This window comes from Curtobacterium sp. NPDC098951 (assembly GCF_044759965.1).
Classification (GTDB): domain Bacteria; phylum Actinomycetota; class Actinomycetes; order Actinomycetales; family Microbacteriaceae; genus Curtobacterium.
The window spans coordinates 329,516-351,640 of sequence record NZ_JBIWAG010000003.1 but is presented as its reverse complement, the minus strand read 5'-3'; the positions used below and the strand labels follow the sequence as shown (position 1 = coordinate 351,640).

Below are 22,125 nucleotides of genomic sequence, written 5' to 3'. Positions count from 1 at the left end.
CCGCGCCGCCCCGCGTTCGCACAACGAAAGCCGCCCCGAACCACGGACAGCCGTGGTTCGGGGCGGTTGTGGTTGTGCGGCGGTGCGGCAGCCGGGAGGCGCGGCCTCAGTCCGGCAGGTCGGTCGGCGTCGCCTCGTGGTGACGCCGACCCTGGGTGCGCCGGTCCTCCTTCATGCCCGCCTCGAACAGGTGCTTGCGGCCCTGCACGAGCTCGTCGCGCGCGGTCCGCTCCAGCTCCTTCGCGAGGGCGTAGTACCCGTCGTCGTAGTCCTCGACGATCTGGAACGTCCAGCGGCCGCCGATGACGTTGCGCCCGACGAGCTCGCGGTCGATCCGGTCCGCCAGCTCGGCGTGCCCGGCATCGCGGAGTTGGTCGACCGCCTCCCCCAGGTCGAGGTCCGCCTTGCCCGTCAGCCGGTGGAACCCGTACAGCAGCCCGCGGGCGTGCTCCATCGTCTCGAGGGCGGCGGACAGCGTCCCGAGCGCCTCGACGGTGGCGTCCGAGACCCCCTCGGGCACGCGGTGCTGCTCGTCGGGGCCCTGTGCGTCGTCGTGCGGTGCGTCGTTCGTCATGGGTCCCGTCTACCGGACCGCTGCTCACGCCGCTCCGAGCAAGCGGTGTCGGGGCGGCGGGGTACGGTTCGGGCATGACCAGGTGGGTCGCGCTGCTGCGCGGGGTGAACGTCAACGGGATCACGATCACGAGCGCCGACCTCGCGGCGCTGTTCCGGGAACGCGGGTACCAGGACGTCCGGACCGTGCTGGCGTCGGGCAACGTGGTGTTCGGCTCCGACGGCACGGCCGCGGCCCTGAAGACGGTCATCGAGCAGTCGCTCCGTGACCGGTTCGGCTACGAGGCGTGGATCGTGCTCGTCCCGCACGACGACCTGGCGGACATCGTGGACGGCTTCCCGTTCCCCGCCGCCGAGGACCACCACGACTACGTCGTGTTCGGCTCGGACGACGACGCCCTCGACGACCTGCTGGCAGACCTCGACGTCGACGAGACGGTCGAACGCGTCGCGCGGGGCTCCGGGGTCGTGTACTGGTCGTGTCCGAAGGGCTCGAGCACGGACACGGTCTTCGCGAAGCGGGCGGGCGCGGCGCGCTTCAAGCGGACGACGACGACCCGCAACGTGAACACGCTGCGGAAGCTCCTGTGACGCGCGGCGGCCTGCACCACGTCGAACTGCGCACCGCCGACCTCGACCGCTCCGCAGCTGCGTGGGGCTGGCTCCTCGGCGAGCTCGGCTACGAGCCCTTCCAGCAGTGGTCCGACGGGCGGAGCTGGCGGTCGGGCGCCCTGTACGTCGTGCTGGAGACCGCCCCGGCGCACGGCGCCGACGACCGTCGTCGACCAGGGCTGAGCCACCTCGCGTTCCACGCCGGAGGCATCGACGACGTCGCCAGGATCTGGGCGGCCGCGCCTGCGCACGGATGGCGTCGACTCTACGAGGACCGCCACCCGCACGCCGGTGGCCCCGACCACCACGCAGGCTTCCTCGAGGACGCCGAGCGGTTCAAGGTCGAACTCGTCGCCGACTGAGCGCTTCGGGCGCGGTGCGCGCCGGAGACGCGGCACGAGTCGGAGGCGCGGTGCGCGCCGGGGCCGCACCGCGCCTCCGGGACGGGGTCCGTCAGGCGGTCGCCTCGTCGGGCTCGAGATCCCGGTCGAGCGAGATCGTCGGGATCGAGGCCGTGATCACCGACCCGTCGGCACGGAGCGTGCCCTGGATGTCGGCCGTCGTCGGTGCGCGACCGGACATCCGCGGGCCCTGGTGCGTCAGCGGCACGACGGTCGGCTCACCGGCGGTGATGTCCCACTGCTGGTTGTGCACCCACGCCGTGAAGCCCTCGCCCGTCTCGACCGTGAAGGTCAGGGTCTCCTGCTCGAGGTCGACCCGCACCCGTGACCCACGCACCGTGAGCCGGTAGGTGATCCGCTCCCAGTCCTTCGGCAGCCGGGGGTTGAAGGTCATCCGGCCGCCGTGGTCCCGCATGCCGCCGAACCCGTTGACGACCGCACCCCAGATGCCACCGGTCGAGGCGATGTGGACGCCGTCGCTCGTGTTGCCGTGCAGGTCCGCGAGGTCGACGTAGAGCGCCGTCTGGAAGTACTGCAGCGCGAGGTCGTGGTAGCCGACCTCCGCCGCCATGATCGACTGCACGACGGCGGACAGGGTGGAGTCACCGGTCGTGAGGGCGTCGTAGTAGTCGAAGTCGCGACGCTTCTCGGCAGCGGTGAACTCGTGCCCCTGCAGGAACAGCGCGAGCACGACGTCCGCCTGCTTCAGCACCTGGAACCGGTAGATCACCAGCGGGTGGTAGTGCAGCAGCAGCGGCCGCTTGCTCTCGGGGGTGTTGTCGAGGTCCCAGAGTTCCTTGTCGAGGAACTGGGCGTCCTGCGGGTGGATCCCACGGTGCGGGTCGAAGGGGATCTCCATCGACTCGGCGGCGTGCTCCCAGTCGGTGATCTCCTGCGCCTGCAGCCCGGTCCGCCGCACCATGCGGTCGTACTCCTCGGGGTCGTCCGCGGCGAGCTCGCGGCAGGCGTTCACCGCGAACCACAGGTTCGCCCGGGCCATCACGTTCGTGTAGAGGTTGTCGTCGACGACCGTCGTGTACTCGTCGGGGCCGGTGACGCCGTCGATGTGGAACTTCTTGTCGCCGTTCGACCGCCAGAAGCCGAGGTCCTCCCACAGTCGTGCGGTCTCGACGAGGATGTCGATCGCGCCGCGCTTGAGGAACTCACGGTCGTCCGAGGCGCGGACGTACTGCATCAGCGCGTGCGCGATGTCCGCGTCGATGTGGTACTGCGCGGTGCCGGCCGCGTAGTACGCGCTGGACTCCTCGCCGTTGATCGTCCGCCACGGGAAGAGCGCACCGTGCTGGTTCAGCTCACGGGCACGGGACCGCGCGGCGTCGAGCATGTTGTACCGGAAGCGCAGGGCGTTCCGGGCGACGATCGGTGCCGTGTACGACAGGAACGGCAGGACGTAGATCTCCATGTCCCAGAAGTAGTGCCCGCCGTAGCCCGACCCGGTGACGCCCTTGGCGGCGATGCCGTGCCCGTCGGTGCGCGCCGTGGCCTGGGCGAGCATGAAGAGGTTCCACCGGACGGCCTGCTGCAACGCGGGCTGCCCGGCGATCTCGACGTCGCTGCGCGCCCAGAAGTCGTCCATCCACTCGGCCTGCCGCGCGAAGGCCGCGTCGACGGACTCGGCCCGCGAGCGGTCGAGCGTCCGCTCGCACCGGTCGGCGAGCTCACGCGCCGGGACCCCGCGGGACGTGTGGTAGACCACGTGCTTGGTCAACCGGATGGGTTGTCCGGCGCGGGCCTGCACGCGGTAGACGTGCTTCGCGAGGTCGTCCTCGATCGACGACGACTCGTCCCAGCTGTTCTCGGTCTCGAGGTGGTGCTCGACGCCGACGCAGATCGTCATGCCGGAGCTCGCCGCCTGGTACCCGAGCAGGGACCGGCCACCGGTGCTGCGCTTGAGCTTCGGCTCGAGGACACGCTCGGTGAACGCCTCGGCCTTGCGCGGGTCGAAGGCGTTCGCCGCCGCGCGCATGCCGGCGTGGTACTCGTCCTGCACGTCCTGGCGGTTGAGGATCTGGCTCGACAGCAGGATCGAGGCGTCCGCGTCGAGCACGGTCACCTCGTAGTCGATGACCGCGAGGTGTCGGTCGGTGAAGGACACCAGCCGCCGCGACCGGATGAGGACCCGCTTGCCGGACGGCGTCGACCACTCGGTCTCGCGGAACAGGTAGCCGCCCCGGAAGTCCAGCCGTCGGGTGTGCCGGAGGATGTCCGCCTCGGCCAGCACCAGCGGCTCGTCGTCGACGTACAGCCGGATCACCTTGGCGTCGGGCGCGTTGATGATCGTCTGGCCGGTCTTCGCGAAGCCGAAGGCGTCCTCGGCGTGACGGATCGGCCAGGTCTCGTGGAAGCCGTTGACGTACGTGCCGTACTGCACGCCGCCGCGGCCCTCGTCGAGGTTGCCGCGGAGGCCGAGGTACCCGTTGCCGACGGCGAAGTTCGTCTCGGCCACGCCCTGCTCGTCGGGGGCGTACTCGGTCTCGACGAGCGCCCATTCGTCGATCGGGTAGCGGACCCGGTCGAGCGGGTCGGAGGTGATGGGGTTCATGGTGCTCCGTGGGAAAGGAGGTGTTCGTGGGGGGAGGGTCGGGAGGGCCTGGAGGCGCGGATCGCCCCGGCCGCACCGCCTACGTCGTGCTCGTGGCCGGTTCCGGCAGCTCGTCGACGAGTTCGTCGAGGTCGGTGACGACGACGTCGGCACCGTGTTCCAGGAGCGCGTCGGCCCCGGCGCCGCGGTCCACGCCGATGACGAGCCCGAAGGCGCCGTTGCGCCCGGCCTCGACCCCGCTCGTGGCGTCCTCGACCACGACGCACTCGGCAGCGGTCAGGCCGAAGCGGCTCGCGGCGTCGAGGTAGGTGTCGGGGGCAGGCTTGCCGGCGAGACCGTCTTCGCGGGCGACCATGCCGTCCACGATCACCGGGAACCGTTCGAGGATCCCCGCCGTGCGGAGCACCTGCACGGCGTTGGCGGAGCTCGAGACGACCGCGACGGACAGCCCGGCGTCGATCGCCGTGACGAGGAACCGGAGCGAACCGGGGTAGGGCTCGACGCCGTGCTCGGTCAGTTCGGCGGTGAACTCGGCGTTCTTCCGGTTGCCGAGCCCGCACACCGTGTCGGCGTCCGGCGGGTCGTCCGGGGTGCCCTGGGGCAGGTCGATGCCGCGTGACTCGAGCAGGGACCGGACCCCGTCGTACCGCGGCTTGCCGTCGACGTACGCGAAGTAGTCCTGTTCCGTGTACGGAGCGACGCCGTGCTGGGCCAGGTAGGGCGTGAAGAGCCGACTCCAGGCGCGCATGTGGACGTCGGCGGTGGGGGTGAGGACACCGTCGAGGTCGAACAGGAGCGCGCGCTGGTCAGCGAGTCGCGCGGGGGTGCGCCGGTCCGGTGCGGTCATGCAGGCGAGTCTAGGACCGGCCTCCGCCGCGGACCCTGACGCATCACCGATCTGTGGAGAGAGTTCACCCGCGACGGACGTGTGGACGACTGCACATTCGAAACGTGCAATATTTCATCTTCCAATATCGATCCTTGGAGGATCCATGCGTTCACACCTCATCACCACCCGCCTGGTCACGGTCGGCTGCCTGACCGCGGCGGCCGTCCTGGGCACCGCGTCCGTGGCGTCCGCAGAGCCCGCGCAGTCGACGACCGCCGTGCGGTCCAGCGCCGCTTCGACCGTCGCGCCGGTCAACAGGGTCCACTGGGGACCGAAGGACCTGATCGGCGGCTCCGGCGTCCTGGGGGCGACCGTGACCCTCACCGACGCCGCCGGGAAGACCCGCTCCACCGTGGTCCAGTCCGGCAACTGGTTCTTCGTCCCCGCCGAGGGGCTCACGCCCACGTACTCGATCACCCAGTCGATCGGTGGCCGGACCTCCGCTCCCGTGACGTTCGTGACACCTTCCGACGTCGACATCCCGGCCGTGAGCCAGATCTCGAACGGCCCGTCGGGGATGGTGACCGGGCTCGGCGTCGCGAACGCCGAGATCCGCATCGAGGGTGCCGACGGCCAGGTCGTGACCGCGACCGCGAACGTCACCGGACGCTGGATCGCCTACCCGGTCGGCTTCGAACGCGGCCTGAGCATCACGCAGAAGAGCCGTGGGCACTGGTCCGATCCCGTCGTCTTCAACTGACCCGTCCCCGACCCCGGAAGGAACCCCGTGCTCCGCATCCCCGTCCTCACCGTGGCGGCCCTCGTCGCCGCTGCCGCCGTCACCGTCACCGGCCCCGCGATCACCGCGCAGGCCGCGGAACCCCACGCCTCCGCGGCCGTGTCGTCCGAGCGCGCCACACACGCGTTCGCCGTCACCTCGCCGGAACGCTACGTCCCCGACACCCGGCCCGTGATCACCGGCACCGGCACCCCGGGAGCCGAGGTCCTCGTCATGCTCCCCGGGAAGCCGGTGACCTTCTCCACCACGGTCGCCGCCGACGGCAGGTGGTCGGCGACGAGCCCCGAGGTCTTCTCCTCGGGGGACTACTTCGGGAACCTCGCGTACCAGCAGCAGGACGGGCAACTCGTCCAGTTCGACCTGCGACGCGGCGCCGCCCCCGCCCACACCGCCCCGACCACCCTGCGATCGGACGGTCCGACCCGGTTCGCGCGCGGCGCGAAGCCCACGTTCGCCGGGACGGGGACCCCGGGTGCCCGCGTCGTCGTCGCGATCCCCGGCCTGTCGGTCGAGGTCGCTGCGGTCGTCCGTGCCGACGGTCACTGGTCGGCGGCGAGCCCGTCCGCGCTCCCGGCCAGTGGTCAGTTCCTCACGACCGTCACGCAGCAGGGCGACGGCCAGTACGTGGAGTTCTGGCTCGCCGTGGCGTGAGTCCCCGGCGCCGACCCCGACGGCCGTCACGACGTGACGACCGTCGGGGTCGGACCGCCTCGTCCGGCGGGTGGAACGGCACGCGTCCGTGCCGTCGACCGTGGACGGCGCTCAGCGCAGTGCCGACCCGGACGGCAGGGTCCGGACCCACTCCTCGATCGCCGCGGCGATCTGCTGCCGGGCGTCGGTCCGCGAGATCGTGGCCGTGTCGTCGCCGGGCTGCGCACCGTAGGCGCCGAAGTCGGCGTGGTTCGCGCCCTGCACCTCGACCATCGTGGCGTTCGACGGCAGCAGGTGCCGCGCGGCGTCGACCTTCTCGGGCGTCGACAGGCCGTCGCGCGACCCGGAGACGCTGAGCACGCTGATGTACGACCGGCTGATGTCGTTCGCGCAGTAGCTCCCGAGCAGGAGCAGCCCGTCGGCGTCCGGGGCGAGCTGGCACGCGCGCACCCCGCCGAGCGAGTGCCCGCCGACCGCCCAGGACCGCACGTCCGGGGCGTGGGCCTCGAACGTCGACAGCCCGCGGGTGTCGAAGAAGGCGAGGTGCAGCGTCGGCTTCGTGATCACGACGGTCGTCCCGGCGGCCACGACCTGCCGGAACGTCGCCATGTAGGCGTACGGATCGACCTTCGCGCCGGGGATGAAGACGATGCCGGCGCCGTTCGCACTGCCGGTCGGGGTCATCACCACGGAGTCGCCCGCGTCCCGGACCGCCACCCGGTCGTCCCGCCAGACCTGCAGGGCCGCGCTCCGGGTGCCCTGCATGACGATGTTCGCCCACACGAGGAACACCACCGCGATCAGCACGATCACGGCGAGGACCCAGGCGGACCAGCGGAGGACTCGGTTCATGCGCTTCCTGCTCCCTGCGGGCGTCGTGCGGTGACGGTGAGCCATCGCTCGTCGGCACCGGGGCGCGTGGTCTCTCGGACGTCGACGTCGGCCCACCCGGAACGCCCGACGACCTCGGCGAGGGGGCCGGGCGTCCAGTACGTGAAGTGGCGGGCACGGTCGAGCTTCCGGGTGCTCCAGGCCTCGCCGTCGCCGCGCTTCAGGGTCGCGGCGAGCGCACCGCCGGGGTGGACGGCGTCGCGGAGCCGAGCGAGGACGCCCTCGAGTGCCGACCGGCCGACGTGCAGGAGCACGGCGTTTGCGAAGACGGCGTCGTACGGACCGCCGAACGCGTCCGAGCGCACGTCGACGAGGCGCGCCTCGTGCCCCGCGGACCGCAGCGCGTCCACGAAGGAGCGCGCGCCGTCGGTGCGGTCGACGGCGAGCCCGGCAGCCTCGAGGGCGAGGGCGTCGCGTCCCGGTCCGGATCCGAGTTCGAGGACGTGGGCACCGACGGGGACGAGCGCGAGCAGGTCGTCCACGAGGCCGGCGCGGTGGTCGTCCGTCCGCTCGGCGTAGCGGTCGGCGGCACGCTCGTACGCGTCGAGGGTGCGTTCCGCCGCGAGATCGCGCCGCATCACCACCTCGTGCCGACCGTCCGGCAGCGCGTCGCCGGGCTCGTCGACGGCGCGGAACCCGCAGTGCTCGTACGCGCGCCGGGCCCCGGCGTTGTCCGGCATCACGGACAGTTCGAGCGTGTGGGCACCGGCACGGGCCGCCCAGGTCGCGACCGCACGGATGAGCGCTGCCGCGACGCCCCGGCCGCGTGCGGCGGGGTCGACCCACATCGAGATGAGTTCGGCGGTGCCGGGATCATCACCCTGGACGCCGCTGGCCATGCCGACGGCAGTCCCGTCCTCGGCGTGGGCGAGCAGGTCGAGCGCACCCGGGATCGAGAGCCGGGTCCGCCAGCGGTCCTCGCGGGCATCAGCCCAGTCGGCGAGTGTCGACCCGAAGGCCGTCGGGGCGTCGGCGAGCGCCGCGAGCCGGACCGGACGCCAGGTCTCCCAGTCGTCCGCCGTCACCCGGCGCAGCGCGATCGTCGTCACGCCTCGACGCTACCGCCCGCAGGCGCGAGCCGACCCGGTCGGACCGACCCGCGCCTCCTGGACCGGGTCAGACCGAGGCGTCCTCGGTGACGGCTGCACGCAGCTCCGCCGCAGCGGCTGCGACGTCGTCCGCGCTGTAGATGGCGCTGCCGGCGACGGCGATGATCGCGCCGGATGCCTGCACCGCGGCGATCGAGGAGGCGTTCACGCCGCCGGCGATCGAGAAGGGGACGCCGGAGGCCTCGCCGGCCTCGAGCAGGGTGGAGAAGGTGAAGCCCTCCTCGGCCTGCTCGTCGAGTCCGGCGTGCACCTCGACGAACTGCGCGCCGAGGGCCACGACCTCACGGGCACGGGCGGCCTTGTCGTCCACCCCGATGAGGTCGACGACGATGCCCTTGCCGTGCTTCTCGGCGGCGGCGACGGCCCCGCGGATGGTGGAGTCCCCGGCGACACCGAGCACGGTGACGAGGTCGGCACCCGCGGCGAAGGCGATGTCCGCCTCGAGCTCGCCGGCGTCCATCGTCTTGAGGTCGGCGAACACGGTCTTGTCCGGGTGCGCCTGCTTCATCGCGGTGATCACCGAGAGCCCCTCGGCCTTGATGAGCGGGGTGCCGAGCTCGAGGACGTCGACGCTCGGGGCGGCCTTCGCGGCGAGGTCGAGCGCGGCCTCGGTGGTGAGGGTGTCGATGGCGAACTGGATCTGCATGGGTGTGCCTTTCACTCGAGGTTGGCGTGGCTGGGCCACAGGTCGTCGGCGGAGCGTCCGCTCCGGGTCCAGAGGGCGTGGAAGAGCGCGTCGCCGACGAGGACGACGGCCTGTTCGAAGCGGCTGCCCGCGTACTGCTCGGAGGCGCTGCCGGACCGGTCGGTCTTCGTCGCGGCGGGGACGACGAGGGTGACGGCGGCGAGCGCGCCGAGCGGTGCGTCGTCGGTCGTCGAGATCGCGAGGACCGCGGCACCGACGTCGACCGCGGTGCGCGCGGCCTGGACGATGCCGGTCGTGGTCCCCGATCCGCTCGCGACGAGCAGGACGTCGCCCGCCCGGACGGCCGGGGTCGTCACCTCGCCGACGACGTGGACGTCGAGGCCGAGGTGCATGAGCCGCATGGCCGTCATCCGGAGGGCGAGACCGGAGCGGCCGGCCCCGTGGACGAACACGCGCTCGGCGCCGCTGAGCAGGTCGAGGGCGGCGTCGGTGTCGCCCCGCAGCGTCTCGGCGAGGTCGGCGGACTCGCGGACGATCAGGGCGAGGGCGTCGGTGACGGTGGCGGCGGGCATGGCATCGATCGTGGTCGGGACGCCGGTCGGCCGCCGCTACCCGACACGGCGGGGTCCCTGCCCGATCGGGTGGCCCCACCCGCTCGGGTGGGAGTCGTACGGTTGGTCCCGTGACCGACAACGTGCGCGATGACGGGACGGCGGCTCCGTCGGCCGTCCAGGAGGCGCGGCGTGACTCCGCGGGACGCCTCGCCGCCGCCGACCACGCGCGGACCGTCGCGGAGCAGGCGGACCGCCACGCCCTCACCCTGGAGTCGGTGCTCGCGGTGCTCCGGTCGCCGCGCGTCGGCGACGCTGCCGCCCGCGCCGAGGCGGTCGAGATCGCGTCGGCGGCGCTCGTGGACCTCCGGACGGTGACGGACCGGCAGCGCGGCGCGCTGCTCGAACCGGTCACCGGGGCGTTCTCCCGGCTCCGCGCGGACCTCCGGCCGCTCGTCCGGTTCGGGGACCTCGACCTGCAGTTCGTCGAGCCGCCGGCGACCGGGCGGGCGCTTCCCGGCGACGTCGCCCACAGTGCCCGGGCGATCGTGCGGACGGCGGTGCTCGCCCTCGTGGACGAGGGTGCCGCACGACGCGTCCGGATCCAGTGGGACTGCGACGGGCGGAACCTCCTGATGCAGCTCCGGGACGACGGCGCCGGCACACTCGACGCGCACGACGACAGCGTCCGGCCGATCGCCGAGCGGGTGGTGGCCCTCGACGGGGAGCTGCGGGTCGCGTCCACGGCGGGCTGGGGGTCGGTGCTCGACATCCGGATCCCCCTCGATCCGCCGCCGGGCGCACCGGTGCCCTCGGACGCGTCCGACCTGACGCCCCGCGAACAGGACGTGCTGCGACTCGTCGCCACCGGGGTCGGCAACCGGGAGATCGCCGACGGCCTCGGGATCAGCACGAACACCGTGAAGTACCACGTGGCGAACCTGCTCCGGAAGCTCGGGGCCCGGACCCGGGCGGAGCTCGCCGCGGTCAGTTCCCGGGCCTGAGGAACGCCGTCAGCGTGCCGGCGCGGTCGTGCTCCTCGCGAGCGGGTACCGGCGGTCGAGTCGGGGCCCGACGACCGAGTCGAGCAGGAAGCTCACGCCCAGGCGCCCGACGGCCCAGTACCCGCCGACGGCGATGAAGACGAGCGGGGACCACACCCGGAGCACGACGAGCAGCGTGGTCGCGATACCGAACCCCACACCGATCGCGGAGTACAGCGACCAGAGCCCGGCGACCGCCCGGTCGCGGGCGGCCCGGTCGGCCGCCGTCCGCTCGTCGAGGCCACGCACCGCCGGGTCCAGGCCGGACGTCTCCCCCGCGGCGAACAGGTCCCGGACGGGAACCTCCAGCGCACGGGCGAGGGCACTCAGGGTCTCGAGGCTGGCGTCCTTGCCGCCCTCGAGCCGTTGGACGGTCCGGACCGCGATCCCGCTCGCCTCGGCGAGCCGTTCCTGCGTCCAGCCCCGTTCACGCCGCAGTGCAGCGATCCGCATCTCGTTCATGCTCCGAGCCTAGGAAGCGCACGGGCCCGACCACCACGACAGGGACCCGTCACGTCCACGACAACGGCCCGCCACCTGGCTGACGCGGCTCGTCACGCACGCGGACTGAACCGGTAGCCCATGCCCGACTCGGTCACCAGGTACCGCGGGTGCGCCGGGTCGGGTTCGAGCTTGCGTCGCAGCTGCGCCATGTACAGGCGCAGGTAGCCGGAGTCGCTGCCGTGCGACGGACCCCACACCTCGGTGAGCAGCATCTCGCGGGTCATCAGCCGATCGGGGTTCGTCACGAGGACCTCGAGCAGCCGCCACTCGGTCGGGGTCAGCCGGATCGCCGGGCCGGACGGCGGGGTGACCTGCTTCGCGACGAGGTCCACCACGAGGTCGCCGATCGACACCGACGGGGTCGCCCCCGCGGCCGTCGCCGCCGCGACCTGCCGGCGGCCGAGCGCCCGGAGCCGGGCGAGCAGCTCGTCCATCTGGAAGGGCTTCGTCACGTAGTCGTCGGCACCGGCGTCGAGCGCGTCGACCTTGTCGGACGAGTCGGTCCGGCCCGAGAGCACGAGCACCGGCACCTGCGACCAGGCCCGGATGCCCTCGAGCACGCCGATGCCGTCGAGCCGGGGCATGCCGAGGTCGAGCAGCACCAGGTCCGGCCGCTCGGTGATGACCGCGTCGATCGCGACCCGGCCGTCGCGGGCGGTGACGACGTCGTACCCGCGTGCGGCGAGCGTCACGGCGAGCGCGCGGACGAGCTGCGCGTCGTCGTCGGCGATCAAGACCTTCATCGCGCACGGCCCTTCATCGGATCTCCACTCCCAGGTGTCCGGCGATCGGCAACCGCACCACGACGGTGAGCCCGCCGCCGGGGGTGTCGTCGACCTCGATCGTGCCGCCCATGCCCTCGGTGAAGCCGCGGGCGAGCGCCAGACCGAGCCCGAGGCCGGTGTCGTTGTCGGTGTCGCCGAGGCGCTGGAACGGCTGGAACACCTCGTCGACGCGGTCCGACGGGATCCCCGGGCCGTGGTCGGCGACGCGCAGTTCGACCCCGCCGCCGAACGCGCTCGCGGCGATGCGGACCCGGGTGTCCTCGGGCGCGTAGCGCACGGCGTTCGCGAGGAGGTTCACCACCACGCGCTGCAGGAGCACGGCGTCGGCGAGGACCGGCGGGAGGTCGGCGGGGAGGTCGAGGTCGACGTCGTCCGGACCGAGCTCGAGTTCGTCGAGTGCCGGGGCGACCACCGTCTCGAGGGCGAGCGGCACCGGGGCCACGGCGAGCACCCCGGCCTGCACGCGGCTGACGTCCAGCAGGTCGGCCAACAGCACCGCCAGCTGACGGAGGCTCTCGTCGGCGGTGGCGAGCAGCGCCTCCCGGTCGTCCGTCGACAACTCGATGTCCGACGCACGGAGCGTCTGCACGGCCGCCGAGGCGGCCGCGATCGGCCGTCGCACGTCGTGTCCGACGGCGGCGAGGATCGCGCTGCGGACCCGGTCCACCGCGGCGATGCGCTCGGCGTCGACCGCGGCCCGGGTGAGGTCGCGGTGCTCGACCGCGGCGTCGAGCTGCTGCTCGACGACCCGCAGCAGTCGCCGCTGGGTCGGGTCGTCCGGGGCGCCCGCGAACTCGAGGACGGCACCGGACGCCAGGGTCGTGGCGGCGTCCGGCGTCTCGCCGAAGGTCCCCGAGGTCGCCGGGACCTCGTCGCCCTGCCGGATCCGGACGCCGGCGAAGCCGAAGGCCTCGCGGGTCCGGTCGAGCAGCGCCTGCAGGGCGTCGTCGCCGCGGAGCACGCTGCCCGCGATCCCCATCAGCAGGCCCGACTCGGCTGCCGCACGCCGGGCGGCCCGGGACCGCCGCGCCGAGCGGTCGACCACGAAGCTCACGAGCACCGCGCTGACGACGTACATGACGAGGGCCACCAGGTGCCACGGCTGCTGGACGGTGACCATGTAGAGGGGTTGCACGAAGAAGAAGTCGAGGCTCAGCCCGGACAGCACTGCGGCGAACACGGCCGGCCACATGCCGCCGACGAGCGCGACCACGAGCACGAGCAGCTGGTAGGCGAGCACGTCGACGGTGATCGCGTCCGGGTCCTTGCCGAGCGAGAGCAACCAGGTCAGGAGCGGACCGGCCACGAGGGACAGCGCGAACGCGGCGACGATCCGGCCGCGGGACAGGCTGCCGCCGAGCCGCGGCAGGGCGAAGCCGCCCCCGGCACGCTCGTGGGTGACGACGTGGACGTCGATGTCGCCGGACTCGCGGATCACGGTGTTGCCGATGCCCGGTCCGGTGATCGCCGCCGCGACCCGGCTGCGGCGGCTCACGCCGATGACGATCTGCGTGGCGTCGATCGACTTCGCGAACCGCACCAGGGTCGTGGGCACGTCTTCGCCGACCACCTGGTGGTAGGTCCCGCCGAGCTGCTCGAGCAGGGCGCGCTGCTTGCCGAGCGCCCCCGGGTGCCGCTCGCGCAGGCCGTCGTTCGTCGTCACGTGCACGGCCGCGAGCTCGCCGCCGGCGCTCCGTGCGGCGATCCGGGCACCGCGGCGCAGCAGGGTCTCGCCCTCCGGACCGCCGGTCAGCGCGACGAGCACGCGCTCGCGGGTCTCCCATCGGTGGTCGATGCCGTGCTCGGCGCGGTAGGCCTTGAGCGCGTCGTCGACCTCGTCGGCGAGCCAGAGCAGGGCGATCTCGCGCAGCGCGGTCAGGTTGCCGAGCCGGAAGTAGTTCGACAGGGCGGCGTCGATCCGGGCGGCCGGGTAGACCAGACCGTCCGACAGCCGTTCGCGGAGCGCCGCGGGGGCGAGGTCGACCACCTCGATCTGGTCGGCCGCGCGCACCACGGCGTCCGGGACGGTCTCGCGTTGCACGGTGCCCGTGATCTCGCGCACGACGTCGCCGAGGGACTGCATGTGCTGCACGTTCACGGTCGAGATCACGTCGATGCCGGCGTCCCGCATGGCCTCGACGTCCTGCCAGCGCTTCTCGTTCGCGCTGCCGGGGGCGTTCGTGTGGGCGAGTTCGTCGACGAGGGCGATGTCCGGCCGCCGGGCCAGCACCGCGTCGAGGTCGAGGTCGTCGAGCTGGACGCCGCGGTGCTCCACGATGCGACGAGGGACGACCTCGAGCCCGTCGACGAGGGTGGCGGTGGCGGCGCGGCCGTGCGTCTCGACGACGGCGACGACGACGTCCCGGCCCTCGGCGTGCAGCCGGTGCCCCTCTTCGAGCATCGTGAACGTCTTCCCGACACCGGGCGCCGCACCGAGCAGGACCCGCAGCTTCCCGCGCTTCACGTGTTCATCCTCTCGCGTCCGTGGTCCCGGTGGGTGTGTGGTGTCAGGACGCCTTCGCGAGCGCCAGGTTCAGCTCGAGGACGTTCACCACCGGTTCGCCGAGGAACCCGAGCTGCCGGGCCTCGGTGTGCTCGTGCACGAGCGTCCGCACGGCCGCCTCCGACATGCCGCGGGCCGACGCCACGCGGGACACCTGCAGGAGCGCGTACTCGGGGCTGATGTCGGGGTCGAGGCCCGACCCGGACGCGGTGACGGCGTCCGCCGGGATCGACGACTCGGGGACCCCGTCGGCCTTCGCGATCGCGGCCTTGCGCTCCTCGATCGCCGTGAGCAGGTCGGGGTTGTTCGGGCCGAGGTTCGAGCCGCTGGAGGCGTTCGCGTCGTAGCCCTTCTCACCAGCGGCGCTCGGGCGGGACTGGAACCACCGGGCGGCGTCCGTGGCGGAGCCCGAGGACGCCTGGCCGATCAGGGACGAGCCGACGACCTTCCCGTCGGACGAGGTGACCATCGAGCCGTTCGCCTGGTCGTGGAACGCCGCCTGGCCGACGCCCCACACCGCGAGCGGGTAGGCGACGCCGAGGACGACGGTCGAGAGCAGGGTGAGCCGGATCGCGACGCCGGTCGAGCGGAAGAACGAGCGAGAGGAGGAAGCCATTGTCAGAACCCCGGGATGAGACCGACGACGAGGTCGATCAACTTGATGCCGATGAAGGGGACGATCACGCCGCCGAGCCCGTAGAGGAGCAGGTTGCGGCCGAGGATCGACGACGCCGACGCTGCGCGGTACTTGACGCCACGCAGGGACAGCGGGATGAGCGCCACGATGACGAGCGCGTTGAAGACGACCGCGGACAGGATCGCCGACGCGGGGCTGTGCAGCCCCATCACGTTCAGCGCGGCCAGCCCCGGGAACGTCACCTGGAACATCGCGGGGATGATCGCGAAGTACTTCGCGACGTCGTTGGCGATGGAGAACGTGGTGAGCGCGCCGCGGGTGATGAGCAGCTGCTTGCCGATCCGGACGACGTCGATGAGCTTGGTCGGGTCCGAGTCGAGGTCGACCATGTTGCCGGCCTCCTTCGCCGCGGTCGTCCCGGTGTTCATCGCCACGCCGACGTCCGCCTGCGCGAGGGCCGGGGCGTCGTTCGTGCCGTCGCCCGTCATCGCGACGAGGTTGCCGCCCTCCTGCTCCTTGCGGATCAGGGCGAGCTTGTCCTCCGGGGTGGCCTCGGCGAGGAAGTCGTCGACGCCGGCCTCGGCCGCGATGGCCTTCGCGGTGCGGGGGTTGTCGCCGGTGATCATCACCGTGCGGATGCCCATCTCGCGGAGCTGCGCGAAGCGGGCGGACATGCCGTCCTTCACGACGTCCTTGAGGTGGACGACGCCGAGCAGGGTGACCGCCCCGTCCGCCGAGCGACGGGCGACGACGAGCGGGGTGCCGCCCTGGTCGGAGACCTCGGCGACGGTCGCGTCGATCGCGGACACGATGTGCGCCTCGGGTGCCGACGAGGACGCGGCGGCCCAGGCGAGCACCGCGGCCGCGGCGCCCTTGCGCACCTCGGTGCCGTCGGTCAGGTCGAGACCGGACATCCGGGTCTGCGCGGTGAACGGCACCTCGACGGCGTCGACCGGGAGCCCGGCGCCGATCCCGGCCTCGGCGGCCAGGTCGACGATCGAGCGACCCTCGGGGGTGCTGTCCGCGGCGCTGGAGAGCGCTGCGGCCTCCATCAGCTCGGGCTCGCTGACACCGGGCACCGGCACGACGCGGGACGCGCGACGGTTGCCGTACGTGATCGTGCCGGTCTTGTCGAGCAGCAGGGTCGTGATGTCGCCGGCGGCCTCGACCGCGCGACCGGACATCGCGAGCACGTTGTGCTGCACGAGGCGGTCCATGCCGGCGATGCCGATCGCGGACAGCAGTGCGCCGATGGTGGTCGGGATGAGGCACACGAGCAGGGCGATGAGCACCGGGATGCTCACGGTCGCGCCGACGAGTCCGGCGATCGGCTGCATCGTGAGGCAGACGATCACGAACACGATCGACAGCGAGGCGAGCAGGATGTTCAGCGCGATCTCGTTCGGCGTCTTCTGGCGGGCGGCGCCCTCGACGAGGCGGATCATCCGGTCGATGAAGGTCTCGCCGGGAGTCGATGTGATCCGCACGACGATCCGGTCGGAGAGCACCCGGGTGCCACCGGTGACGGCGCTGCGGTCGCCGCCGGACTCGCGGATCACCGGCGCGGACTCGCCCGTCACCGCGGACTCGTCGACGGACGCGATGCCGTCGATGACGTCGCCGTCACCCGGGATCACCTCACCGGCGACCACCACCACGACGTCGCCCTTGGCGAGGTCGACCGACGCGACCTCCTCGGTCTCGTTGCCGGTGGCGGCCGGGTCGGCCTGGTCGTAGCGGAGGACCCGGCGCGCGCTCGTGGTCGAACGGGTCTTGCGGAGGGTGTCGGCCTGCGCCTTGCCGCGGCCTTCGGCCACGGACTCGGCGAGGTTCGCGAAGACGACCGTCAGCCACAGCCACACGGCGATCGCGATGGTGAAGGCCGACGGCTCGACGAACAGCGAGACGGTCGTCAGTGCGGCGCCGACCTCGACGATGAACATGACGGGGTTGCGCCACATGAGACGCGGGTCGAGCTTGCGGAGGGCGCCCGGGAGGCCCGCCGCCAGCTGGCGGGGTCCGAACGCGGACGAGGTGGTCGGCCTGGAGGCGCTGGTCGCCTCGGGCGCGGAGGTCGCGGTGGTCATGGGGGTGTCCTTGGACGTCGACGGTGCGTTCATCGTGCGAGCGCTTCTGCGAGGGGTCCCAGTGCGAGCACCGGGAAGTAGGTGAGGGCGGTGACGATCACGGCCACGCCCCCGAGGAGGCCGATGAACAGCGGCCGGTGGGTCGGCAGCGTGCCGGCGGTCGCGGGCACCTTGTCCTGCTGGGCGAGGGACCCGGCGAGCGCCAGGACGAACACCATCGGCACGAATCGGCCGAGGAGCATCACGACGCCGAGCGACGAGTTCATCCACGTCGTGTTCGCGGTGATGCCGCCGAACGCCGAGCCGTTGTTGTTCGCGCCGGACGTGTAGGCGTAGAGCAGCTCGGACAGGCCGTGGTTGCCCGGGTTGAAGATGCTCGTGCCGGTGACCTGCTCCTTGACGCCCGGGATCACGAGGGACAGCCCGGTCGCGAGGAGGACGAGCGTCGGGGTGACGAGGATGTACAGCGCGGCGAAGGTCATCTCGCGGGCACGGATCTTCTTGCCGAGGTACTCCGGGGTGCGGCCGACGAGGAGCCCGCCGATGAACACCGTGATGACGGCGAGCACGAGCATGCCGTACAGCCCGGAGCCGACACCGCCGGGGCTGATCTCGCCGAGCATCATGTTCAGCATCGCCATCATCCCGCCGATCGGCGTGAAGCTGTCGAACATGCCGTTCACGGCGCCGGTCGAGGTGGCCGTCGAGGTCGTGCCGAACAGGGTGGTGCCGAGGATCCCGAAGCGGACCTCCTTGCCCTCCATGGCCGCACCGGCGGCGTGCGTGGCGGTGCCGGCTCCGGCGAGTTCGAACGCCGACATGACCGAGAGCGACACGAGGAAGATGGCGCCCATGACGGCGAGGATCGCGTAGCCCTGGCGGTCGTCGCCGACGATCCGGCCGAAGGTGCGCGGCAGCGAGAACGGGATGACGAGCATGAGGAAGACCTCGACGAGGCTCGTCCACGCCTGCGGGTTCTCGAACGGGTGGGCCGAGTTCGCGTTGAAGTAGCCGCCACCGTTCGTCCCGAGCTCCTTGATCGCCTCCTGCGAGGCGACGAAGCCGTCCGGGATGTGCTGGGTGCCGCCGGTGAGCGTCGTGACGTCGACGCCGGTGCCCCAGGACTGGATGACGCCGCCGGCGACGAGGACGATCGCGAAGACGAACGCACCCGGCAGGAGCAGCCGGCCGGTGCCGCGGACGATGTCGACCCAGACGTTGCCGATCGTCCCGGTCCGGCGACGGGCGAACCCACGGACCAGCGCGACGGCGACGGCGAGCCCGACGGCCGCGGACAGGAAGTTCTGCACCGCGAGCCCGGCCATCTGCACGGTGAAGCCCATGGTGGCCTCGGGCGAGTACGACTGCCAGTTCGTGTTCGTGACGAAGGACGCCGCCGTGTTGAACGCGAGCGACGGCCCGACGTTCGGCAGCCCGAGGTCGCCCGGCAGGACGACCTGGATGCGCTGCAGCAGGTAGACGACGAGGAGCCCGACGACGCTGAACAGCAGGACACCGCGGAGGTAGACGGCCCAGGACTGCTCGGCGTCGGGGTCGACGCCGATGACACGGTAGACGCCGCGCTCGATCCGGGCGTGCTTCCTGCCCTCGTAGACGCGGGCCATCCAGTCACCGACCGGGCGGTAGCAGACGACGAGGAGCAGGACGAGGGTGGCGACCTGGGCGATGGCGGCCCAGGTGTCGGCCGCGGAGCCCATCAGAACTTCTCCGGCCGGACGAGCGCCCAGACCAGGTAGACGACAGCGGCGACGCCGAGGACGGCGGCGGCGATGGTGATGCCGATCACAGCCGCTCGACCCCCTTGGCGATGAGGGCGACCACGCCGAACACGGCGAGGACACCGGCGACGACGAACACGTCGAACACTTGGGACTCCGTAGGTTGCACGGGCCCGGCACCGGACGGTGCGGACCGGCACCACGTGTGGTGCCGAACCGATGGTGGATCCGGCACCGCGCCTCCGGGCCCGTCCTGACGGTTCCCTAACGCGCTCCTGACACACGCATGCGCGTCACTAACGCGCGGCGGCCCCGCGCAGCCGCTCGGCGAGCACCGCGGTCGCCGAGCGGAGCTCGTCGGGACCCTCGACCGTGAAGTCCACGGTCGCGGCGGCGAAGGCCGCCGCGAGGCCCGCCCACGACCACGACCCCCGCGTCAGACGGCACCGGTCGGGGCCGAGCGGTTCGAGCACGGCGTCGTCGGGCAGGTACGGCGCGATCGTCTCCGCCGCCACCTCGAGCACCGCGGTACCGGTGCAGGGCCAGACGTCGTCACGGTCCGACCCCTTGAACCGTGCGGCCACGAACGCCGCCGGGTCACCGCGCGGGACCGGTCGCGGCACGAACGGCAGGCGCGTCCGCATCCGCGGGGTGATGCGGTCGATGCGGTGGGTGCGCCAGTCCTCGCGGTCGAGGTCCCAGTCGAGGAGGTACCAGCGACCGTTCCGGGCGACCACGGCGTGCGGCTCGACCCGGTGCGGCGTCTCGTCGGGACCGTAGCCGAAGCGCAGGACCTCGCCGAGGTGGACGGCCTCGCTCACCGCGACGAGGACCTCGGGGTCGACGGGGTCGCGACCCGCCGAGGTGACCGCGTGGACGGCGTCCACCCGTGCGCGCAGCGGTGCCGGCATCACCTGTCGCACGGTCGCGAGGGCCCTTGCCGCCGACTCGGCGATGTCCGCTCCGGACGCCGGAGCCACGGCGAGCGCGATGGCGATGGCGACCGCCTGGTCGTCGTCGAAGAGCAGCGGCGGCAGGTCCGCGCCCGCGCCGAGCCGGTACCCGCCGGCCGGGCCGCGCAGGGACTCCACGCGGTACCCGAGGCCGCGGAGCCGGTCGACGTCGCGACGGAGCGTGCGCGGGCTGACCTCGAGCCGCTCTGCCAGCTCGTCGCCGGGCCAGTCACGGTGCACCTGCAGCAGCGAGAGCAGAGCGAGCATGCGCGAGGACGGTCCGGACATGGTTCCAGTATCGATCGAGAAGCGGACACAATCTGACCGCAATGCCGTCGATGCTGGTCCCATGAGCATCGAGACGACAACCCACCTCAACTTCGACGGACAGGCCCGCGAGGCCCTCGACTTCTACGCCGCGGTCTTCGGCGGCCAGGTCGCGTCCATGACCTACGGCGCGATGGGCGCCTCGGACGAGCCGGCATGGGCCGACCGCATCGTGTGGGGCCAGGTGGCCACCGACGCCGGTCTGCGCGTCATGGCGTTCGACGTCTGGCCGGGACAGCCGTACGACCAGGGCACCAACGCCTTCTACGTGTACGTGCACGGGGACGACGCGGCCGAGGTCGAGCGGTACTGGGCCGCCCTGTCCGAGGGGGCCGAGATCCGGCAGCCGCTCGGTCCGTCGGCCTGGGCACCCCTGGCCGGCCAGCTCCGTGACCGCTTCGGTGTGATCTGGGCGCTCGACGTCGCGGCACCGACCGAGTAGCGCGCAGGTGTGGCCCGGGGACGGTCCCCGGGCCACACGCACGTCGGCTGCCGGCTGCGCGGTTTCCGAGCCACTTCCCCACGAAAACCGACCGCCGGTAGCGTGCCGGCATGCCCGAGTACCGACCGATGCCCGGCTACGAGCTCGGGGGCGGGTGGGTGGGCGCCCGCCGGCGCCGGACCCGGTTCGGCCGCGTGTGGCGCTGGGTCGGACCGCCGGTCGCGCTCGTCGCCCTGGTCGCAGCCGTCCTGCTGTTCCGCTGGTACGCCGGCGTCGCCGACCAGGTCGAGTGGGAGTGCGCCGTGTCCTCGTGCGGGACGAACGACCCACGGTCCTTCGTTCCGGAGGGCTGCTGGGCGCTCCTGGTGCTGGCCGCGCTCGGCGTCGGACGGCTGCCGGGGCGCTGGTGGTGGCGAGCGGCGCTGCTGCTCGGGTTCGCCGTCGTCGCCGCGTGGTCGATCGACTGGTGGCGGATGCCGGGGATGGACCTCGGCCTGTTCGTGACCCCGATCGGCGCGGGCGGCGTCGGCGCCGTACTCTTGCTCGCCCGGGTCGGCATGGCGGTCGACCGTGCGCGCGGACGGTCGCACACCGCCCGGCGGTCAGCGACCCGTGGCTGACGGAGCGGGGGCCACGGTCAGGTCGCCGGACTCCACGTACTGACGGTCACGGTGGCGGTCACGCTCGTCGGCGCGAACACCTGCGCCGGGTCGACGTGGTGGTGACTCGGCCCCATGTGCACCACGTCGTGCACGTCCTCGGCGGACAGCTCCATCGTCCACGTGAGGTCCTCGGCCGACCGCTGCACGAACGCGGGCGTCAGGGAGTCGTGCAGCCGCCGTTCCTTCTCGGGGTCCACCGTGATGGTCGCCTCGGCCAGCTCCGCCAGGTGTCCCGTGCGCGGGGTCACCACCACGAGGAGGCCCTCGGGGTGCAGCACGCGGGCGTACTCCGACTGGTTGCGTGGCGCGAAGACGTCCAGCACGACCGCGGCTGCGCCGTCGACGACCGGGAGGCGCTCGGTCACGTCCCCGACGACGGCTCCCGCGCGCTCGTGGATGCGAGCGGCCCGCCGGATCGCGACCGCGGACAGGTCGAGGGCGACCCCGAGCCGCGACACGGCGTCGAGCGCGTGTGCGAGGTAGGTGCCCGGCCCGGACCCGACGTCGAGGACGACACCGGGCACGTCCACGGAGGCAACCGCCCGGGCGACGGCCTGTTCGATGGGCGCGTAGTGCCCCCGGCCGAGGAAGCGGAGTCGGGCGTCGACCATCTCCGGGGTGTCCGCCGTCAGCGCACGGCGCTTCGCGGGCAGGAGCGTGAGGTGTCCCTGCTTGGCCTCGTCGAACCGGTGACCGGTCGCGCAGCCCACCTGGCCGCCGTCGACGCGGCCGAGGGGCTCGGCGCAGACGGGGCAGGCGAGCACGGGGAGCAGGTCGTCGCGCACCCGACCAGCGTAGGCGTCGGTAGCCCGATCGGA

General features: G+C 72.5%; 23 protein-coding genes. 7 read left to right on the top strand and 16 right to left on the bottom strand.

The features are described 5' to 3' along the window. Nucleotides 1–106: 106 nt before the first annotated feature. A complete protein-coding gene (locus tag ACIQUC_RS10695; RefSeq protein WP_022906427.1) occupies nucleotides 107–574 on the bottom strand; it encodes a hypothetical protein in 468 nt (155 codons plus the stop codon). Nucleotides 575–648: 74 nt separating this feature from the next. Here ACIQUC_RS10695 and ACIQUC_RS10690 point away from each other — a divergent pair, with 74 nt between their 5' ends. Then, nucleotides 649–1,164 (top strand): DUF1697 domain-containing protein, encoded by a 516-nt coding sequence (locus ACIQUC_RS10690; protein WP_402266569.1) that lies wholly within the window; start codon nucleotides 649–651, stop codon nucleotides 1,162–1,164. Next, nucleotides 1,161–1,547 carry a VOC family protein gene (locus ACIQUC_RS10685; RefSeq protein WP_402266566.1) on the top strand — a complete coding sequence of 129 codons (387 nt, stop codon included), beginning with the start codon at nucleotides 1,161–1,163 and terminating at the stop codon, nucleotides 1,545–1,547. The genes ACIQUC_RS10690 and ACIQUC_RS10685 overlap by 4 nt, the downstream gene beginning before the upstream one ends. 91 nt (nucleotides 1,548–1,638) lie before the next feature. Here ACIQUC_RS10685 and ACIQUC_RS10680 read toward each other — a convergent pair whose 3' ends face one another. After that, nucleotides 1,639–4,149: a glycoside hydrolase family 65 protein gene (locus tag ACIQUC_RS10680; protein WP_402266563.1), complete on the bottom strand. Its 2,511-nt coding sequence runs from the start codon at nucleotides 4,147–4,149 to the stop codon at nucleotides 1,639–1,641. 79 nt (nucleotides 4,150–4,228) lie between these two features. Beyond that, nucleotides 4,229–4,996: an HAD family hydrolase gene (locus ACIQUC_RS10675; protein ID WP_402266560.1), complete on the bottom strand. Its 768-nt coding sequence runs from the start codon at nucleotides 4,994–4,996 to the stop codon at nucleotides 4,229–4,231. 145 nt (nucleotides 4,997–5,141) lie between these two features. Between ACIQUC_RS10675 and ACIQUC_RS10670 the strand changes: the two genes are divergently transcribed. Together ACIQUC_RS10670 and ACIQUC_RS10665 are read left to right on the top strand one after the other, a co-directional pair. After that, a complete protein-coding gene (locus ACIQUC_RS10670; RefSeq protein ID WP_402266557.1) occupies nucleotides 5,142–5,738 on the top strand; it encodes a hypothetical protein in 597 nt (198 codons plus the stop codon). A gap of 27 nt (nucleotides 5,739–5,765) precedes the next feature. Then, nucleotides 5,766–6,428 (top strand): hypothetical protein, encoded by a 663-nt coding sequence (locus ACIQUC_RS10665; RefSeq protein ID WP_402266554.1) that lies wholly within the window; start codon nucleotides 5,766–5,768, stop codon nucleotides 6,426–6,428. 111 nt (nucleotides 6,429–6,539) lie between these two features. On the opposite strand, the gene ACIQUC_RS10660 is transcribed toward ACIQUC_RS10665, so the two are convergent. The 4 genes from ACIQUC_RS10660 to hxlB all read right to left on the bottom strand — a co-directional run bounded on the left by ACIQUC_RS10660 (nucleotide 6,540) and on the right by hxlB (nucleotide 9,646). Continuing rightward, the gene (locus ACIQUC_RS10660) at nucleotides 6,540–7,280 is read right to left on the bottom strand and encodes an alpha/beta hydrolase (protein ID WP_402266551.1); all 741 of its coding nucleotides are present in this window, start codon (nucleotides 7,278–7,280) and stop codon (nucleotides 6,540–6,542) included. After that, on the bottom strand, nucleotides 7,277–8,368 hold the full coding sequence (locus ACIQUC_RS10655) for a GNAT family N-acetyltransferase (RefSeq protein WP_402266547.1): 1,092 nt from the start codon (nucleotides 8,366–8,368) through the stop codon (nucleotides 7,277–7,279). Before ACIQUC_RS10655 ends, ACIQUC_RS10660 begins: the two co-directional genes overlap by 4 nt. 67 nt (nucleotides 8,369–8,435) lie before the next feature. Then, nucleotides 8,436–9,074 carry a 3-hexulose-6-phosphate synthase gene (hxlA, locus tag ACIQUC_RS10650; RefSeq protein ID WP_402266544.1) on the bottom strand — a complete coding sequence of 213 codons (639 nt, stop codon included), beginning with the start codon at nucleotides 9,072–9,074 and terminating at the stop codon, nucleotides 8,436–8,438. 11 nt (nucleotides 9,075–9,085) lie between these two features. Then, nucleotides 9,086–9,646: a 6-phospho-3-hexuloisomerase gene (gene hxlB, locus ACIQUC_RS10645; RefSeq protein WP_022906437.1), complete on the bottom strand. Its 561-nt coding sequence runs from the start codon at nucleotides 9,644–9,646 to the stop codon at nucleotides 9,086–9,088. Nucleotides 9,647–9,756: 110 nt separating this feature from the next. Between hxlB and ACIQUC_RS10640 the strand changes: the two genes are divergently transcribed. Then, nucleotides 9,757–10,629 carry a LuxR C-terminal-related transcriptional regulator gene (locus ACIQUC_RS10640; protein ID WP_402266540.1) on the top strand — a complete coding sequence of 291 codons (873 nt, stop codon included), beginning with the start codon at nucleotides 9,757–9,759 and terminating at the stop codon, nucleotides 10,627–10,629. 9 nt (nucleotides 10,630–10,638) lie between these two features. Here the strand turns inward: ACIQUC_RS10640 and ACIQUC_RS10635 are convergent, their stop codons facing one another. From ACIQUC_RS10635 to ACIQUC_RS10600, 8 genes are all read right to left on the bottom strand, one after another. Next, nucleotides 10,639–11,130: a helix-turn-helix domain-containing protein gene (locus ACIQUC_RS10635; protein WP_402266537.1), complete on the bottom strand. Its 492-nt coding sequence runs from the start codon at nucleotides 11,128–11,130 to the stop codon at nucleotides 10,639–10,641. A gap of 92 nt (nucleotides 11,131–11,222) precedes the next feature. Beyond that, complete coding sequence (locus ACIQUC_RS10630) at nucleotides 11,223–11,915, bottom strand: response regulator (RefSeq protein WP_022906439.1); 693 nt, start codon at nucleotides 11,913–11,915, stop codon at nucleotides 11,223–11,225. Nucleotides 11,916–11,928: 13 nt separating this feature from the next. Beyond that, nucleotides 11,929–14,421 carry an ATP-binding protein gene (locus tag ACIQUC_RS10625; RefSeq protein ID WP_402266534.1) on the bottom strand — a complete coding sequence of 831 codons (2,493 nt, stop codon included), beginning with the start codon at nucleotides 14,419–14,421 and terminating at the stop codon, nucleotides 11,929–11,931. Nucleotides 14,422–14,464: 43 nt separating this feature from the next. Beyond that, nucleotides 14,465–15,076, bottom strand: coding sequence for a potassium-transporting ATPase subunit KdpC (gene kdpC, locus ACIQUC_RS10620; RefSeq protein ID WP_402266531.1), 612 nt, complete (start codon nucleotides 15,074–15,076; stop codon nucleotides 14,465–14,467). A 2-nt stretch (nucleotides 15,077–15,078) separates the two neighbouring features. Next, entirely contained in the window at nucleotides 15,079–17,184 is a 2,106-nt protein-coding gene (gene kdpB, locus ACIQUC_RS10615) for a potassium-transporting ATPase subunit KdpB (protein ID WP_402266528.1), read from the bottom strand. A gap of 29 nt (nucleotides 17,185–17,213) precedes the next feature. Further along, complete coding sequence (kdpA, locus tag ACIQUC_RS10610) at nucleotides 17,214–18,902, bottom strand: potassium-transporting ATPase subunit KdpA (RefSeq protein WP_402266525.1); 1,689 nt, start codon at nucleotides 18,900–18,902, stop codon at nucleotides 17,214–17,216. Further along, nucleotides 18,902–18,991 (bottom strand): K(+)-transporting ATPase subunit F, encoded by a 90-nt coding sequence (gene kdpF, locus ACIQUC_RS10605; protein ID WP_042724093.1) that lies wholly within the window; start codon nucleotides 18,989–18,991, stop codon nucleotides 18,902–18,904. The genes kdpA and kdpF overlap by 1 nt, the downstream gene beginning before the upstream one ends. A gap of 228 nt (nucleotides 18,992–19,219) precedes the next feature. Beyond that, a complete protein-coding gene (locus tag ACIQUC_RS10600; protein ID WP_402266521.1) occupies nucleotides 19,220–20,164 on the bottom strand; it encodes a helix-turn-helix transcriptional regulator in 945 nt (314 codons plus the stop codon). Between the two features lie 61 nt (nucleotides 20,165–20,225). On the opposite strand from ACIQUC_RS10600, the gene ACIQUC_RS10595 reads away from it, so the two are divergent. Together ACIQUC_RS10595 and ACIQUC_RS10590 are read left to right on the top strand one after the other, a co-directional pair. Next, nucleotides 20,226–20,645, top strand: a complete 420-nt coding sequence (locus ACIQUC_RS10595; protein ID WP_022908486.1) for a VOC family protein — start codon at nucleotides 20,226–20,228, stop codon at nucleotides 20,643–20,645. A 110-nt stretch (nucleotides 20,646–20,755) separates the two neighbouring features. Further along, nucleotides 20,756–21,265 carry a hypothetical protein gene (locus ACIQUC_RS10590; protein ID WP_402266518.1) on the top strand — a complete coding sequence of 170 codons (510 nt, stop codon included), beginning with the start codon at nucleotides 20,756–20,758 and terminating at the stop codon, nucleotides 21,263–21,265. Between the two features lie 17 nt (nucleotides 21,266–21,282). Here ACIQUC_RS10590 and ACIQUC_RS10585 read toward each other — a convergent pair whose 3' ends face one another. Beyond that, complete coding sequence (locus ACIQUC_RS10585; protein ID WP_022905493.1) at nucleotides 21,283–22,092, bottom strand: putative RNA methyltransferase; 810 nt, start codon at nucleotides 22,090–22,092, stop codon at nucleotides 21,283–21,285. Nucleotides 22,093–22,125: the final 33 nt, after the last annotated feature.